The organism is Janthinobacterium sp. LM6, assembly GCF_002002885.1.
Classification (GTDB): domain Bacteria; phylum Pseudomonadota; class Gammaproteobacteria; order Burkholderiales; family Burkholderiaceae_D; genus Janthinobacterium; species Janthinobacterium kumbetense.
In genome coordinates this window covers 3,505,174-3,521,464 of record NZ_CP019510.1, presented here as the reverse complement: position 1 = coordinate 3,521,464, position 16,291 = coordinate 3,505,174, and the positions used below count along the sequence as shown (strand labels likewise).

Annotated in this window: 14 protein-coding genes; 12 read left to right on the top strand and 2 right to left on the bottom strand. The window is 56.4% G+C overall.

Annotated elements, in window-relative coordinates; all coding sequences use genetic code 11:
• Window positions 1-3: 3 nt before the first annotated feature.
• The 3 genes from BZG29_RS15455 (at window position 4) to BZG29_RS15445 (ending at window position 3,911) form a co-directional block, all read left to right on the top strand.
• Complete coding sequence (locus BZG29_RS15455) at window positions 4-1,698, top strand: ShlB/FhaC/HecB family hemolysin secretion/activation protein (protein ID WP_077404508.1); 1,695 nt, start codon at window positions 4-6, stop codon at window positions 1,696-1,698.
• Between the two features lie 106 nt (window positions 1,699-1,804).
• Window positions 1,805-3,202 carry a HAMP domain-containing sensor histidine kinase gene (locus tag BZG29_RS15450; RefSeq protein ID WP_077404505.1) on the top strand — a complete coding sequence of 466 codons (1,398 nt, stop codon included), beginning with the start codon at window positions 1,805-1,807 and terminating at the stop codon, window positions 3,200-3,202.
• A gap of 7 nt (window positions 3,203-3,209) precedes the next feature.
• Entirely contained in the window at window positions 3,210-3,911 is a 702-nt protein-coding gene (locus BZG29_RS15445) for a response regulator transcription factor (RefSeq protein ID WP_171985027.1), read from the top strand.
• Between the two features lie 56 nt (window positions 3,912-3,967).
• Here the strand turns inward: BZG29_RS15445 and BZG29_RS15440 are convergent, their stop codons facing one another.
• Both BZG29_RS15440 and BZG29_RS15435 read right to left on the bottom strand, forming a co-directional pair.
• Window positions 3,968-4,948 (bottom strand): acetoacetate decarboxylase (ADC), encoded by a 981-nt coding sequence (locus BZG29_RS15440; RefSeq protein WP_077409124.1) that lies wholly within the window; start codon window positions 4,946-4,948, stop codon window positions 3,968-3,970.
• Between the two features lie 34 nt (window positions 4,949-4,982).
• Window positions 4,983-6,233: an NADH:flavin oxidoreductase/NADH oxidase family protein gene (locus BZG29_RS15435; protein WP_077404499.1), complete on the bottom strand. Its 1,251-nt coding sequence runs from the start codon at window positions 6,231-6,233 to the stop codon at window positions 4,983-4,985.
• 225 nt (window positions 6,234-6,458) lie between these two features.
• Between BZG29_RS15435 and BZG29_RS15430 the strand changes: the two genes are divergently transcribed.
• The 9 genes from BZG29_RS15430 (at window position 6,459) to BZG29_RS15400 (ending at window position 16,261) form a co-directional block, all read left to right on the top strand.
• Window positions 6,459-6,872 carry a MerR family transcriptional regulator gene (locus tag BZG29_RS15430; protein ID WP_077404496.1) on the top strand — a complete coding sequence of 138 codons (414 nt, stop codon included), beginning with the start codon at window positions 6,459-6,461 and terminating at the stop codon, window positions 6,870-6,872.
• A gap of 203 nt (window positions 6,873-7,075) precedes the next feature.
• Window positions 7,076-7,270 (top strand): integrase core domain-containing protein, encoded by a 195-nt coding sequence (locus BZG29_RS28745; RefSeq protein ID WP_150131124.1) that lies wholly within the window; start codon window positions 7,076-7,078, stop codon window positions 7,268-7,270.
• A 33-nt stretch (window positions 7,271-7,303) separates the two neighbouring features.
• Window positions 7,304-7,729 carry a hypothetical protein gene (locus BZG29_RS15425; protein WP_077404494.1) on the top strand — a complete coding sequence of 142 codons (426 nt, stop codon included), beginning with the start codon at window positions 7,304-7,306 and terminating at the stop codon, window positions 7,727-7,729.
• A gap of 51 nt (window positions 7,730-7,780) precedes the next feature.
• Window positions 7,781-8,785 carry a type II secretion system protein GspD gene (locus BZG29_RS15420; protein ID WP_150130932.1) on the top strand — a complete coding sequence of 335 codons (1,005 nt, stop codon included), beginning with the start codon at window positions 7,781-7,783 and terminating at the stop codon, window positions 8,783-8,785.
• Window positions 8,786-9,211: 426 nt separating this feature from the next.
• Window positions 9,212-10,117 carry a hypothetical protein gene (locus BZG29_RS15415; RefSeq protein ID WP_077404488.1) on the top strand — a complete coding sequence of 302 codons (906 nt, stop codon included), beginning with the start codon at window positions 9,212-9,214 and terminating at the stop codon, window positions 10,115-10,117.
• Between the two features lie 540 nt (window positions 10,118-10,657).
• On the top strand, window positions 10,658-11,470 hold the full coding sequence (locus BZG29_RS27810; protein WP_150130931.1) for a hypothetical protein: 813 nt from the start codon (window positions 10,658-10,660) through the stop codon (window positions 11,468-11,470).
• Complete coding sequence (locus BZG29_RS28510) at window positions 11,460-12,194, top strand: hypothetical protein (RefSeq protein WP_253192592.1); 735 nt, start codon at window positions 11,460-11,462, stop codon at window positions 12,192-12,194. Before BZG29_RS27810 ends, BZG29_RS28510 begins: the two co-directional genes overlap by 11 nt.
• 855 nt (window positions 12,195-13,049) lie before the next feature.
• Window positions 13,050-14,627 carry a PA domain-containing protein gene (locus BZG29_RS15405; protein ID WP_253192591.1) on the top strand — a complete coding sequence of 526 codons (1,578 nt, stop codon included), beginning with the start codon at window positions 13,050-13,052 and terminating at the stop codon, window positions 14,625-14,627.
• A gap of 275 nt (window positions 14,628-14,902) precedes the next feature.
• Window positions 14,903-16,261 carry a glycosyl hydrolase family 18 protein gene (locus BZG29_RS15400; protein ID WP_253192590.1) on the top strand — a complete coding sequence of 453 codons (1,359 nt, stop codon included), beginning with the start codon at window positions 14,903-14,905 and terminating at the stop codon, window positions 16,259-16,261.
• The last annotated feature ends 30 nt before the right edge of the window (window positions 16,262-16,291 follow it).

Genomic DNA, 16,291 nt, shown 5'->3' with positions numbered 1-16,291 from the left:
GACATGACCACCCTATTCAAGCAACCCATGTTGATGAAACCCCTGTACGCCGCCTTGTTGCTGGTGCCACTCGATGCCTATGCCGCCGACCCGCAAACGACGCCGAATGCGGGATCCATCTTGCAACAATTGCAACCGGCGCTTCCTGCCGCCGCGAAGCCGAATGCGCCGACGCTCGAGGTAAAACCGAAGAGCGATGCCGGCTTGCCACCGTCGCAGCCGATTCCAGTGACGGCGCTGCGCATCACCGGCCATACCGCGTTTTCCACCGAGACGCTGCATGCGCTGCTTGCCGACCAGGAAGGTAAAAGCCTGACCTTGCCACAACTCGACGAGCTGGCCGGGCGCATCACGGCCTACTACCAGGACCATGGATTTCCAATGTCGCGGGCCATCATTCCCGTCCAGTCGATTACCGGCGGCGTCATCCTGATTCAAGTCGTCGAGGCGCACTACGGCAAAGTCCGGCTCAACAACCGCAGCGAAGTCGGCGACGCCTTGCTCCAGGCCAGTCTGGCGCCGCTCAGCGGCGGGCAATTGATCGCCGATGCCGACCTCGATCGCGCCTTGCTGCTGCTGTCCGATGTGCCGGGCGTGGGCGTGAATGCGGTTCTCAAACCGGGTTCGGCAGTTGGCACGGCCGACATGGATGTCGAGGCGCGCTACGTCAGGGCACCCCGGGCGAACATTTCGCTGGACAATTACGGCAACCGCTACATCGGGCGCACTCGCCTGAGCGGCAACTTTAATATCGTCAACCCGTTTCATCATGGCGATATCCTGAGCGCTAACCTCGTCAGCACGGGCGAGGGCATGAACTATGGCCGGCTGGGATACGACACCTTGCTCAACGGCCAGGGGACCCGGATCGGCGGCGCGTATTCGGCATTGCATTACAAGCTGGGCAGCACCGCCAGGGCGCTCGATGCGAATGGTACTGCCAGGGTGGCCAGCCTGTGGGCGAAACAGCCATTGATACGCAGCAAGCAATTCAACGTTTATGCGCAATTGCAATACGATGCCAAACAGCTGCGCGATCATATCGATGTCAGCGGCCTGCGTACCGACCGGCATGTGCATAACTGGATCGCGAGCGTGAACGGCGATCTGCGCGACGGCCTGCTGGGCGGCGGCATGAGCATTGCCAGTCTGGGCTGGACCAGCGGGCGTGGCGGCTTCGATAATGGATCGGCGGCAGCAGCCGATGCCGCTACCGCCCGCACCGGTGGCGGCTTTTCCAAGTGGAATGCGAATATCGCCCGTTTGCAGTGGCTGACGCCGCACGACTCGCTGTACCTCAACTTCAGTGGGCAATGGGCCGATGGCAATCTTGATTCTGCCGAAAAAATGACTGCCGGCGGCCCGTACACTGTCCGCGCCTATGACAGCGGCGCACTGTCCGGCGACACCGGCTATGTGGGCACGGTGGAAATGCGCCATGACCTGGGGGCGATGCCGTTCGGGAAATGGCAAGTGCTGGCGTTTGTTGACAGTGCCCATGTCAAGGTCAACCGCCATCCCTGGACCCGGGCGGAGAATAGCGCGACCCTGTCCGGCGCCGGTGTCGGCCTGAACTGGGCCGGCCCCGGCCAGTGGCGCGCCAGCGTTTCCGTGGCAACGCGCCTGGGGGCGGTGCCGTCCATGCTGGCCAGGCCGTCATCGGTGCGCGCGTGGCTGGTCGCGGGCAAGGGTTTCTGATTTTTTTGGCCTTGCCGATCTGGTAAGATAGGCAAGCTAATGGCCGACGCTTGGGCCGGCGGATTCATCCGGCGGCCTTCTTACGCTCCCCGAACAAACTGTCTCCATGGATCATCAAACAGCCAGCATTGCCTTGTCCCTTACACAGTTATGCATTTCGGCGACGATGATAGGCGTCTATTTCGCCGCACCCACCGAGCGTTATACGCGGCTGTGGGCCCTGTCCGGGGTGCTGACCGCTGCCGGAATGACCATCATCATACTCAATGCTTTCCGCCCGCCAGGCTTGCTGTTAATGGTGGGAAATACTGCATTGTTTTCCGGCTGTGTCGTCGTCTGGGTCGGGCTGAGAGCTTTTTTTGGGAAACCGATCAGCCGCTGGGCGTATTTTCTTGTCGCCTTGTTTGCATGTTTGTATTTTCTATTAATAGAAAATAAAGCGGAGTTTTCCTCCCGTGCCTGCCTCAGCAGCGCCAGCCTGGTTCTGGTCTTTATACTGTGCCTGCAAACGTTATTGGCACGCAATCCTGAAGCCGCTTCCGGCAAGCTTGGCTATGCCCGCGAAATGGCGATTGCCGGTTTATTGATGCTGATTGCTGCGCATGTGTTGCGCCTCGTCGTTTTACTCTGCAAACCTGTAAACGTCAGTGCCGCATTACTGTCCCAGATCAATATCATCACCGTCTATCTGGTGCCGCTCGCCGGCACCTTGTTATTTTTCCCGGCCTTGCTGCTGCTGTATTTTGAGCGCATCAAGCATCAACTATTGCTGTCATTGGAAGCCAAGCAGGAAGCGCTGGAAAATCAGACACGCTTCGTGCAGATGTTTTCGCACGAATACCGTACGCCGCTGGCTGTTATCCGCACCAATCTGGATATTCTGCAAAACAAAGATCAGTCCAGCGGCCGGCACTTCGCTGCCAACCTCGAAAAGATGCAGCGCGCGGTATTGCGGCTGCTGGAAGTGGCAGAAACCGCACTGCAAAGGGATCAGCATCATGACGGGCAAGCGGATATCGTCTGCGAACCGATTCTCATGCCGGACTTTCTGCGCAGTGTCATCGAAGAAGCCTCCGACTTCTGGAGCGAGCGTGCGCCGCAACTGGAATTGACGTATGCGCAAGCCATCGTTTTTCATGGAGACCGCAAGCTGCTGAAGACTGCACTGTTGAATCTGCTCGATAATGCGATCAAATATGGGCCGAAACAGGGGATGGTCAGTGTTCAACTGCGGAAAAATAATGCTGCATTGTTCCTCACGGTAGACGACAATGGCACCGGTATTCCAGAACATGAGCTCGGTCTGGTCTATGGCAAGTATTTCCGTGGCAGCCGCACCGGTTTCATTGCCGGCAGCGGCATCGGCCTGTATCTGGTACGGCGCATCATTGCGCAACATGCGGGCAGCATATTTCTGGCGAATCGTCCTGGCGGCGGCACTTCAGCGACGATCACCTTACCATTGCCGATAGAGGAGGCGCAAAGCGGTGCCATCGAATATTAGAGTGTTATTGGTCGAAGATGATGAGGATTTGCGCGATAGCGTGGTGGAATGGCTTGAACTGACGGGCATGCATATCATTGCAGTCCGCAATGCGGCCGAGTTTTATCAGGCTTTGCCGAAATGCGATTGTCAGATAGCCGTGATCGATGTCGGCCTGCCGGATCAGGATGGTTATGTGCTGGCCGAATATGTGCGAGCCAATACCAATATGGGCATCATCATCCTGACCGCCCGCAGCGCGATAGACGACAAGCTCAAAGGTTATCGCTCTGGCGCAGACCATTACCTGGTCAAGCCCGTGGATTGCCGCGAATTGTCGGCGGTAATCGCCAGCATGGCGCAGCGGGTCAAGAAAGCGGGCGTGGAAGTGCCGGAAATTCCGGACCGGTGGACTGTCTTTTCTACGCAGTGGGAACTGCATCTGGCCCAGGATGTTCAGGTAGCGCTGAGTCTGAAGGAATTGATGTTTCTCGAATTGCTGGCAAGCAGGCCTGGTCTGCCGGTACAAAAAAAGACGATTTTGAGCAAGCTGTATCAGCGCGATGACTACCATAGCGGCCGCTCGCTCGATTCGCTGGTGCGCCGCCTGCGTGCCAAAATCGTCAGCCGGACCGGCGTCGATATCCCCATCCGCACCGTGCATTCAGTCGGATACTGCTTCGCCGGCGAGATCGCCCTGGTGGAGGGGGAACCCGCGCAATGCTCATAGCCGGAATGCGGCACCGTGGGCCATTAATAACCGATTAATAGCCGATTATTGGCCGATTAATGTCCCATGAGTGGCTTCGGGGCATACAGCGCGCCTTGAAAATCCGGTACATATTCATATTTCATCAGCTTCCCCAGCTTTAATGATTTGATATAGCTGGAAAAGCTGCCGTCACCCAGTTTCAGGTCGACCGCTTCCACGTTCGTGCTCGATGCGTGGCTGAGCTGGCGGGAAACGGCATAACCGTAAGTGAGCTTGCCGGCGCCATCCTTGTTGGTGAAGCTGTTCGTCACCAGCTCGGCCTGGCGCGACAGGCCGCTCAGCTTTTTGCCTGCAAAAACAAAATCGAGCTTGCCCGTTGCGCTGTCCATGACCTCGAAGGCAACGTGACCTTCAGTATCCTTGCGCTCGATACCGGTCAGCCACTTGGGCAGATTGTAGCCAACGACACCGCGCACCCTGGCCAGTTCCGTGTTCACGGGCAGCTTGAGCACATAACCCCAGAAATCGTTGGACAGCGATTGCCCCAGCAAGGTGAAAGGGCCGAAACTGGTGGTGCCGGGCTTGTTGGTCACGATCGCCAATGAAATTTCATTGTAGCTGTCGTTGTCGCAATATTCATAGGCGTAGGCCGTCAACGCCACCGCGCCGCGGCCCGGCCACACTTGCAGCGGCTGGACTTCCCGCAAAATATCTTCCGGCATCAGCTCCTTCAGCCTCGCCAGGTCTGCCGTGAAGACGGCCGTGATTTTGCTGTTTTTGTAATAAAAATTCGGCGAATACGATTCGAAGCCGATGGCGACCTGTTCTTTTTGAATTCCCTTGAACCAGCTCAGGTCCAGCTCCGGCGCTTCCGCCGCAATCACCGATAAAGGCGGATTCGAGCGAAAGCGGTCGTACAGGCCGCCCGCCGCCACGGGCACGTCATGGCCGGCGATATCAATGAGGACCTGCTTGTTTTCGGCAGGATTGTCAGCCCACGACGGGGCTGCAGCGGCACTCCATAGCAATGCGGATACAGCCGCGGCAATTTTCATGTTCATTTCTTGCACCTTTCGTGTTGGATTGGAATCAATTCAGCGACAAGCCGCCGGGCGCCAGCCTGCTCATCCGGCGGCGATACTGCCAATTCCTGACCTTGGTTTCCAGTTGTTGCATCAGCAGCGCCAGGGCAGGGGCCACATCGGGCCTGGTTTGCTTGCCTTGGCTCAAACGCCGCAGCTGATACTTCACCATCGCCATATAGCCGATCGACGACAGCACCTTGTTTTTCCAGGTGATGGCCCTGAGCGTGGGGCTGGCCGACCGGTCGGAAAGCCATGCTTTCGGCAGCTGCGGATCGATGGCCAGCGCCGTCCCCATGCCCGCCATGGCAATGCCGCTGCCCAGCACTTGCTCGACCACTGGGTAGCGGCGTATGCCGCCCGTCACCATGAGGGGCATCGTGGCCACTGCGGCGATGTCCTTGGCGAATTCCAGGAAATACGCTTCGCGGGCCAGGGTGCGGCCGTCGCGGGTCTGGCCGTGCATGGCGGGGGCTTCATAGCTGCCGCCAGACAACTCAATCAGGTCCACGCCCAGGCTGTTGAGCAGGGAAACCACCTGCCTGGCGTCCTCCTGCGTGAAGCCGCCTTTCTGGAAATCCGCCGAGTTGAGCTTGACGGCGACCGCAAAGCCTTTGCCCACGGCCTGCCGCACGCCGTTGACGACGTCGACCAGCAGCCGTGCCCGGTTCTCGAGCGAGCCGCCCCAACGGTCCGTGCGTTTATTCGTCAGAGGGGAGAGGAACTGGCTGAGCAGGTAGCCGTGCGCCGCATGGATTTGCACGCCCGTAAAACCGAACCGTTCGGCCAGCCGGGCGCTGGCGACAAAGCGTTGTTTCACATCGGCAATATCGGCTTCCGTCATTTCCCGTGGTGCAGCAAACTGCTTGGAAAAATTGCCCAGGTCCATGGGCACGGCCGATGGCGCCATGGTTTCCTGTCCCATGGCGGCCGGCATCTGGCGTCCCGGATGGTTGATCTGCATCCAGATGTGCGCCCCGCGTGAACGGGCGGTCCGCGACCATTGCTCGAAGCGGGCGCCAAATTGCCCGGAATCGAGCACCACCCCTCCGGGTCCCGTCATGGCGCGGTGGTCGATCATCACGTTTCCGGTGATCATCAGGCCAACGCCGCCATCGGCCCACGATTGGTACAGGCGGATCAGTTCCTTTGACGGCGCGTGATCGTTGTCGGCCATGTTTTCTTCCATGGCGGCCTTGGCAAGGCGGTTGGGTACGACTGCGCCATTGGGCAATGTCAGTGCGGTAAAGGGTTTCATGCTGATCTCCAAGGTTGCGATACGCTCACGATAAGCTTTAAGCTAACTTGAAGGTCAAGCCCTGAAATGAGATTTCTTTTGCCTGTGTCCCGTTCGCGACACGGGTTCGCGCACATGCCACCCATCCGCCGCTTGACATTCAAGCTGGCTTCAAGCTTATAGTGATGCACGGCCTATAGATCAGGCCGCGATGGCAAGCCACGATAATTGAGCAGGAATACAACGATGAAAATAGGCGAACTGGCCAAGCGCAGCGGCCTGGCGGCGTCCACGATACGCTTCTACGAATCCAAGGGCTTGCTGAAAGCCGTGGACCGGCAATCGAACGGCTACCGCGACTATCCGCTGGAAGCGGTGGCGGTGCTGTCGATTATCAGCGACGCCCAGCAGGCGGGCTTTTCCCTGGACGAAATCAAGCAAGTCTTGCCGGAGGATATTTCATCATGGAAACATGATGAGCTGATGGTGGCGCTGAAAAAGAAGATAGCCGATATCGAATCGCTGGAAGTGCGCCTGGCCCAGAACAAGGCGCATCTGTTGTCGCTGATTCAATTGATCGATGCCAAACCCGAGGATCTCGACTGCAAGGATAATGCGGCGAGGGTCATGGAAAGCATGGGGATTGTCGGTAAAAAATAAATTCAAAGAAGAAAGCCGTTTTCTGCATAGGGAATGTCGTATTTTGTCGAAAGCCTGGTAAGCCTAAATAATTTCAATGTGCCCAGTCCCCGTTCGTGACCTGCACCGCATCGGCTTTGACGTGGCCGGTGTGTACAAGATAGTCAACTATACTGCAAAGTACTGAGGCAAGGACATGCCAGCAGAGCACTTGACCGGAAGCGCTGCTTCGTTCTAGGATTGGCTCAATACTTGGCCGAAGCCAAGGAACTATCGAAGCATGGAAGACCGACTACAACGAGAGTCGGCCTCACGCGTTCCTGAATGACATGCCGCCAGCTCCGTCAGCTATTCCACAGAGCACGAGCGGGTCACACTGGAGACTTGGTGTACAGATCAATCTCGTGAGTTGCCTTTAGTAATCGAGATTTATCGCATTGATATTGACGGCTATGACTGACATTGCAAACGACAAACACTTGGCCTTCACGCAATTCTCTGACGAGATCGATACATACTTCAGGAAGCGTTTCCATTACAAAAGCCGCTGTGCCTATGCACGACATCCGACCGTGGACATAAGACGCGCAGCAGTCAAGCTATATCTTCGGTTCAGAGTCGGCGATTCCTGGCCAGTCGGATCCATCGTAATCGCAGTTATCGGGTTTCGCAACCAGCGCCGTGGGCAGGGAAGAGCGCTTCTTAATAAGTTGGTGGAAATGTCGTCTACTTATGGCTACCAAAATATCGAGATCGAACAGACCGGCACGGATGTCAGCATTCAGGCTTTTGTGAGAAAGTTTGGTTTCACGAACAGTTTTGATAAACAAAATTGGATTATTTCAGTGAACCAACTGCGCGACTTGTTGACCAGATGAAATCCCCTATGACTAGTCAGCATCAACATCAAATCTTTGCCCGTAGAAGAGGTGTCCGCCTTTGTCGATGGGCTGCTTAGGACGCAGGGCATCCGAACACGCATCAAAGATGGCGTGTATTACCTGGAAATGGCGCCCGCCAGCGCTGATAAAGCCGCGCCCGATTTACCGCAAGCAGCCCTTGCTACCGCTGGCTCACTGCCTGAACGCGAGGGCGCCGCCTTCGATGTGGTCAAGCTTTATGCGCCGCGCCACCGGTCCGCCGAATTCCTAGTCACCGCTCTCAATGCGGCCTTTGGTGCGCCGTATGCGCGGCTGGCTGGCGTCGTCGTGGCGCTCTCCGTGCCCGCCGCACGATCAGCCGATGCGCGCCGCTTGCTCGAATCGCTCGATGAGCGGGGCCGTACCGTCGAAGTTTCCGCGTCGTTTGTCGAGGTGCTGCGGTCTGATTCCACTTCGCGGGGCCTGTCGTTGGTGGCATCCACGCTTGCCGCTCGGTTTGGCGCGGCCTTTTCCACGTCCACCGGTTCGCTGAGCGTGTCAGCGGGCGGCTTCCAGCTGGTGCTCGACGCGCTGCGTGCTGACGGCCGCTTCAAGCAGGTATCGAATTCGCGTGTCCTGGGGGATGAAGCGGAACACTTGCTGCTGACAGTCGGGGACGAGACGCCCACTATCGCCAGTTCGGGCCGCGACAATCAGGGCAATGCCGTGCAAAACATCGTCTACCGGCCATCGGGCGTGATTCTCGATGTGACGCCGCGTGCTGCTGGCCCTGGGCGCTTGTCGCTGGCCGTAGACGGGCAAGTGTCGTCCTTTCAATCCACGGTTAATGGCGTGACGGGTTCGCCCACGCTGCTCAAGCGCCAGGTGAAAACCTCTGTGACGATAGCAGATGGCGAAGTGGTGATTATTGGAGGCCTGGACGACACGCGCTCGTCTACGACGCACAGTGGATTCTCATTTCTGCCGCGCTCCTGGGGCGGTGGCACGTCTTCCGACTCGCATACGGATCTGGTGCTGATCCTGAGCGCCCGCGTGGCCTCCGCGCTCAATTAGCGGCCCTGAATGGCCTTGACAATACAAGCGGCCCGCAGGGCGGGCAAAATCTTTTGGGTATCTGGAATCGGCTGTGGATGTTGGGGTAACAGCCCATTGACTGAGTGGGTATGTGATGCGGCTGGCCCGCATAGTTTAAAAAGTTTTAGCGGGCAGACTTTACGGCTATTTATTTCTCAGGTGTAGCACGTCGAATACAGGCCCCATTCATGAAGACAACATTATCACAGGCAACTTGCGGCGGTCGCGCTGCTAGCAGCGGCGGCCGCCGCAAGGCGGCCTAAATTTATATTAGGGACACTTAAGCACACCACAGGAGATTCGGCACTTGCATTAAAGAACTTAATTATTTCTTTCCATAAAAAAACTCCAAGCATCGGCAAAATGCTTGGAGCCTTCGATAACCCTGCCACACAGGAGTACCGAATGAATGAATTAAATGATGAAAGCACGATTTCGTCAATAGATTTCTCTTCTGTCGAGCAAGATATTGATATAAGCAGGCCCAGCTATTGGAATGATGATGGTATTAAGAATACCTGGAACGATACCTACACGGCGCGACGTCGTGTATTTCCAGACGGACAGTGCGAAGTCACTGTTGTTAAGGAACGTTTCTTTATCGGTCCAGCGCTGCGGCGGAAACAACAAGCGAAACGCGGCGAATCAAGTCAGCGCGAAGCAAATGACGACGATGCGGGCAGACGCGCAAAAAAGAATGTGCGCCTCTGCTGCAAGCAAATCGGCGCTGATCGCATGGTGACGTTGACCTACAGGGAAAACATGCTGGACCGCGAACTTGCATTAAAACACTGGAAGGCGTTTTGTCGAAAACTTGGTAAGCATAAACAATTTCATTATGTAGCAGTCATCGAGGAACAGGCCCGTGGCGCTTTGCATTTTCATGTGGCTGTCGCTGGAAGGCAGATGTATGCGCTGCTGCGCTCCATCTGGCAAGGCATCCTGGGGCGCGGCCCGAACGGTGAGCAGATGGGCCAAGTCCACGTGCGCGACCCGCACCGTTTCGGTTTCGGTGTGGCCGGGGCACACAAGATCGCCAGCTACATAGCGAAATACTGTGGCAAGGAAATGCAGTGCAGGGCGCTTGACCAGAAACGCTACTTCCGCTCCAGGGGCATCGTGGTGCCGGTAGTCGATGTATGGCGGGTGCCGTTTTGTACAAACATGCTGCGCGCTGCGCAGGTCGCATTCCAGGCGCTATCAGGTTATTGCATGGACGGCCTACAGACTTGGTGTAACAACAATCTCGGCGTCGTGTACCTGGCGACAGCCCCGGGATTGCCACAAGTGGTGGACGATTGTCCGTTCTGACAGTTACTCCACCTTGATTGACGGGGAGGAGGGACGTGATATGGCAAATTTTGACGCTAATTCACTGCGGTTACTTGAGCAAATTGAGGATGAGTTCCGCAATCAGTACTGGATTATTCGTAACTCCAGGCGGACAAACTGGCGGGCGGTCAACAGGACTAGGATGCTTGGTGATTTTATGTATATGTTAGGAGTGCCAAAATGGGCTGTGCAACAGGCTCGTTATTGTCTTAGGCTGAGAGTATGTGAACGTTGTTTTAAGGACGAGTTTCGATGCCATGGCCTCTGTAGCCGCGCTAAACGGGGAGACTTCGATATTTAGTGCAGCAGCCAAAAAGATGAATCCAGAAGCGAATTTAGTTGGTTAAATCACACAAAGTAGCTTTAAAGCAATTTTTGCGGTTAGAATGGCAGTACCTCCGCACCTTCTGACAGAAACGTTGGTTACATTCTGTGTAAAAATGGTTGCGGCCGCATTTAATTGAAAAATAAGGTCAAATGATAATTAACATTTGAGGCCTTAAGAAGGAATATATGTCGATGGAATTTGAAGTTGTAATCGAGACCCAACAATATGAAGTAGATATGAAATCTGGATTGGACACATTGACCGGTGTTTCTGACGCTGCACGATGCATAACCCAAACTGTACTTGAACGTAAAGTTCCTATACGAAAAACGGCGCAGGCACCAGTTCGCACGATGATGAAGCGGACATTTCAAGGGTCTTATGGTCTAAAATTCAGCATCGACGTATTTGATGAAATTCTCAAAGCTAAACTCAGAGCAATCGGGCAATCTGTTTTTGCTGAAATTCTTTCCTATTATCTAAATGATTCTATTTATATTGAAGTAACAAAATTATCTGAGAAAGCTCAGGAAACGATTAGATCTCTTGGAAATATATCTCAAGAACTCACGGACCGATTGCGTATTACTGCAGTAACCAACATCCATGCAATCACAAAGAATTTTGGATATGATGTAAGAGTTCAACAAAGGCAACGTGATGGAATAAAATTGCTGGTGGAATTTAACGAGGAATCAGCCAGTACACTTGATCTTGAACGATCCAGTGAAGAGATCGAGATACTAGCTGCAATAACTAGATTTAATACCAAAACCGGAAATGGAAGACTTCAAATAAAAGGGGCCAATGAGACCGTGGCTTTCGGGTTTTCCACGGATTACGAAATTGTCTCACTTGTCGGGAAAAAGAAGTTCTCTATAAATTTAAATGACAATAACGGATTAAGGCCTGAAAATCATATACACATTAGGATTAAGGTTTCGCCGGTGCGGCTTCATAGTAAGAAAATAATTAAATATATTGTGGAGGGGAATGTTGATTAATTGGTATAGGTTGTTTGCCATCATCGCGATGGCCTTAGTAGGTTTAATATATGCTATAAAGTTCTGCGGTTCTGGCACTTCTACAGTGGAAGAATTTGCCATATGGGGGCAGTTTGGCGACTATATGGGTGGATCGCTCAACCCAATTTTAAGCTTCATATCTATTATGCTGCTGATAAAGTCGCTAAATTTGCAAAATGAGACCAATGAGGATCTACGAAAAGAGTTAAGTGAAAATAAAAGAAGTGAGAAGTTGAGGTCGTTAGGGGTTCTATTTTTCAATATGATAAATTCGCAGAAATTGTTGTTAGATAATTTCACGTTTAGCTTTATTGAGGGAGAGACCCCTGAGAAACGTGGTGCTGCAGCGATAATTCACATAGAAGACGGTGTGCAATTGCTTAGGCAGGTAGGTGCAAAAGATTCTGCGATTGCTAATTTCCTATTGGCTCTTGATTCAACGGATCAAATTTATGGAATCCTTCGTGCCTTCTACATTACCGTAAAAATGGTTACAGAGAAATTGAGCGATGAAAATGGCTTTACTAGCGGTGACAGGAAAGACCATCTGTTAACCCTTATTAATTTTACGGACTACGCTCAATTTAGGCTTGTTTTGATGTCAATTCAATTTTTGGATTTTCATGGCTCAAAATATCTTAAGGAAAATAAGGACTTTATGGCGGCATTGGAGGAAGTTAAATCAGGAATAGACCTTTATTGAGTACGTATGGTTAAGGTGCAATCGAGCGGGATGCGAAGTTGCCTTACCCATGTCATGAGGAAAACATCTAAGCACCAAAAGTATCTCCTGCTTCGATCCGCCATTTGACATAATATAAATTATGCGAAGTTATGGACGAATTCGTCAAATGCCCATTTTTGCAACTTGTACAATCGCAAATGCGATTTTAGCCCTTTGCGCGCGCCCCTGGCGCCGGGACTTTTTCGCCATGGTTTCGCGCAATCCCTTTGTGCTTCGATACGCTGGCCAGTTCCAGGCTGGCGCGCAGGATTCCTGGCGTTTGCTGCCGCATGCTGCGCTGCGTGCCCGTCTACCGGTGCAATGCTGGCGCTTCTGCGTGCGCGACTTGGCCTGCCACGCTGCAGCGCTGGTTTGCGCCGTGCCTGGCCGCAGGTCTGGCGTGTCTGTATGGCCGCGCAACTTCGGCCGCGCTCTGCCACGGCTGCCGTGCGCCGGCGGGTTTGGCTTGCGCCGCGGCCATACTGTCCATGCGGGCCATGTCGATGGACCCGGCCAGGCATGGCACGACGGATGCGGCGCGTTGACGGCGCAGCGCAGTGTGTACGGCCCCAGCAATCGCCTGCCGGACGGCTTGCATCACGCTGGCGCCCGGATCTAAAGCAGTCCGAGCAGTACGCCGCCATCGTCCACCTTGCCCACGATTGCATTGCAAATCCATAAGAATCTGCGTGCCGGGACTTGCTCGTGTAAGATTGCCCGCCTTATCTCTCTGCCGGGCATGCCTTGACTTCCTCGATGACTTTCGCAACTACACATAACAATGAAATCAAGGATTTACAGGTAATTATGAAAGCAAAGTATCAAGATGTTTTCGTGGCGCAGGCACGTCGCTCCTTGTTGTCGTCCTGCCAACTTTCGCGCTGGCTGCTGCGTGTAGGCGCCGCGCTGGCCGTCGCGGCAGCTCTGTCCGCCTGTGCCAGCAAGCCCGGTCCATGGCCTGCGCGCGCCCTGCCTGCATCGGCTGCCGTGACGGTCGACGCCGCGCAATTGCTGTCCAGGAAACAGCTGGTGGACTGGCAATACGACCTCGACGAGCGCAACCTGCGCGCCACGGGATCGCCCCGGCATGAAGCCTATATCGACGCGCTGCATGAACGTCTGCTGCGCGCCGGTGTCAAACAACTGCGCTTTGAACCGGTGAACTTGCAGCAATGGTCGGTGGAGGCGGAACACTGGGGCCTGGAAGTGCTCGATGGCGAGCGGCCCGGTGTACTGCCTTCGGCTGGCTACATTCCGTATTCGGGCGTCACGCCGCCGTCCGGCATTGCGGGACGCATCGTCTACCTGGCGCCAGACAGCAAGCCCGATGCCAGCCTGGCGGGCAAGCTGGTGCTCGTCGAGATGCCCAAAGCGGCGTGGAAGGGCCAGGTTTTCCACCAGGCGGCCATGCACGTCCACGACCCGGACCACGCCATGGAAGCGGACACGCCATATGCGCGCCCGTTCCAGATGCTGGGTCCGTTCATCGCTTTGCTGGACAGCCTGCAGGCGGCCGGCGCGGCGGGCGTGATCGTGATTCTGGATACGCCTTCCCTGTCGGCGGACGGCCTGTATGCACCGTGCGACGGCGTGGTGCGCCGGTTGCCAGGCGTGTTTGTCGACCGCGGCCGTGGCCAGCGCCTGCGCGAACGCGTGCTGGCGGGCACGGCGCCTGTGTTGCGGCTGACCATGGCGGCCACCGTGCGGCAGGTGCAGACGCGCAATTTGATCGGCATCATCCCCGGCAAGTCCGAGGAATTGATGGTACTCAACAGCTACACGGATGGCACGAACGGACTGGAAACCAATGGGCCGAACGCCATCGTCGACATGGCCCAGTACCTGACGCGCCTGCCGCAGGACAGCTTGCCGCGCAGCGTCATGCTGCTGCTGACGGGCGGTCATCTCGCGGGCGGCGCGGGCACCGGGCAGTTCATGGACCGGCACAAGGACGACGGCTTGACGCAGCGCATGGCCGCGATGCTCACCATCGGGCAACTGGGGGCGATGGAAGTGCTGCCCCACAGCGACGGCTATTTGCATCTCACGGGCAGGTCCGAGCCGGCCGCCCTGTTTTCGCCGCGCACACCGGCCCTGATGGACGCAGCATCCGCCATGCTCAGGCACGCCAATGTGGCGCCCGCGTTCGTGTTGCCGCCTGCCAATGCCGGCGGCGATGGCAGTGCGAAGAGTGCCGCCTGGCCCGATGCAGGCCGGACGTTGCGGGCTGCGCAAGGCATACCCACGATAAATTACCTCAAGGCGCCGACCTACCAGTTCAGCTATGGCATCGGCACGGTGACCCAGACGGACTACCGGCTGATGCAGCGCGAAACCGTGGCCTTGACGCAGTTGCTGCTGGATCTGTCGCGCGTGCCGTATGCCGATTTACGCAAGAAAACGGCGCCGTAGCCGCCGCAAGAGCTTGCCCGGCGTCCTCCTCCCTTCCCCGCCCTGCTCCCGGCGCCATTGTCGGACACCATACCAGCGCACTGGAAAACAGGCACTGGTATGGCCCGCATCGCCCATCTCCTGGGGTAATGCCGTAACTGGTATTGTGATCTTGCGCAAAGAACAAAACCAGTTGACTACCACCTGCAATGCTTGCACTCTGAAAAATCGGACGGTGTCCAGCCGCCCGGCCATGCTAAAAAATACACAAGGAGATGCAAGTGAACCGGACAGTCATGAATACCCTCATCCTTACCCTCTTCGGCGGCACCCTGGCGGCCTGCGGCGGCGGCAGCGGCGACGGATCCAGCGGCGGCGCAAGCCAGCTGCTGGCCGGCGCGACCGCAGCAGTGGCCTGCTACACACCGTGGAATAGCGGCACCGCCTACAACGGCGGCGGCCAGGCCAGCTACAACAACGTCAATTACACGGCCAACTGGTGGACGCAAGGCAATAACCCGTCGACCAGCAGCGGCGGCGCCGGCAGCGGCCAGCCCTGGACGGCGGTGGGAGACTGCGGCACGCCGACGCCGACTCCTACCCCAACGCCGACACCCACGCCTACCCCGACACCTACGCCGACTCCCACCCCGACACCGACGCCTACACCTACACCAACTCCGACACCCACGCCAACTCCGACGCCCACCGGCCTGGCCAAACACGCGCTGATCGGCTACTGGCACAACTTCACCAACCCCAGCGGCGCCACGTATCCGATCAGCCAGGTCAGCGATGACTGGGACGTGATCGTCGTCTCGTTCGGCGACAACGCGGGCGGCGGCAATGTCAGCCTGACCATCGATCCGGGCGCGGGCACGGAAGCGCAATTCATCGCCGACGTGGCCGCCAAGCGGGCCAAGGGCAAGAAAGTCATCCTGTCGCTGGGCGGGCAAAACGGCTCGGTTTCCGTCGGCAACACGGCCGAAGCGACGAATTTCACCAACAGCCTGTACGCCATCATCACGAAATATGGCTTCGACGGCATCGACCTGGACCTGGAAAACGGCGTGGCGCAGGGCGCGGCCATCCAGACCTATCTGCCGATCGCCGTGAAAAACCTGAAAACCAAGGTCGGCAGCAGCTTTTATTTGTCGATGGCGCCGGAATGGGTGTATGTGGAAGGGGGCTACACGAGCTACGGCAGCATCTGGGGCGCCTACATTCCCATCATCAATGCCTTGCGCAGCGAGCTGACGGTGCTGCATCCGCAGTACTACAACAATGGCGACATCTACACGCCGTACGCCACGGGCGCCATCAAGGCGGGCTCGGCCGACCAGCTGGTGGCCACGGCGCGCATGCTGATCGAGGGATTCAATTATGGCGGCAATACCTTCGCCGGCCTGCGTCCGGACCAGGTGGGCTTCGGCGTGCCGTCGGGCCGCAGCTCGGCCGGTTCGGGTTTTACGACGAATGCCGACGTCAGCAATGCCCTGAATTGTCTGACGCGCCTGCTCAATTGCGGCACCATCAAGCCGCTGCAGGCGTATCCGGACTTCCGCGGCGTGATGACGTGGTCGATCAACTGGGACCGGCACGACAACTATAATTTCTCCGTGCCGACGAAGAATGTGCTGAAGACCCTGCCGTAACGGCCTTGGCCCGACTGCGCATGCGAGCCT

Coding starts and splice junctions, on each gene's coding strand:
- BZG29_RS15455 (WP_077404508.1), top strand. CDS start 4: ATGACCACCCTATTCAAGCAACCCATGTTGATGAAACCCCTGTACGCC.
- BZG29_RS15450 (WP_077404505.1), top strand. CDS start 1,805: ATGGATCATCAAACAGCCAGCATTGCCTTGTCCCTTACACAGTTATGC.
- BZG29_RS15440 (WP_077409124.1), bottom strand. CDS start 4,948: ATGAAAATTGCCGCGGCTGTATCCGCATTGCTATGGAGTGCCGCTGCA.
- BZG29_RS15435 (WP_077404499.1), bottom strand. CDS start 6,233: ATGAAACCCTTTACCGCACTGACATTGCCCAATGGCGCAGTCGTACCC.
- BZG29_RS15430 (WP_077404496.1), top strand. CDS start 6,459: ATGAAAATAGGCGAACTGGCCAAGCGCAGCGGCCTGGCGGCGTCCACG.
- BZG29_RS15425 (WP_077404494.1), top strand. CDS start 7,304: ATGACTGACATTGCAAACGACAAACACTTGGCCTTCACGCAATTCTCT.
- BZG29_RS15415 (WP_077404488.1), top strand. CDS start 9,212: ATGAATGAATTAAATGATGAAAGCACGATTTCGTCAATAGATTTCTCT.
- BZG29_RS27810 (WP_150130931.1), top strand. CDS start 10,658: ATGGAATTTGAAGTTGTAATCGAGACCCAACAATATGAAGTAGATATG.
- BZG29_RS28510 (WP_253192592.1), top strand. CDS start 11,460: ATGTTGATTAATTGGTATAGGTTGTTTGCCATCATCGCGATGGCCTTA.
- BZG29_RS15400 (WP_253192590.1), top strand. CDS start 14,903: ATGAATACCCTCATCCTTACCCTCTTCGGCGGCACCCTGGCGGCCTGC.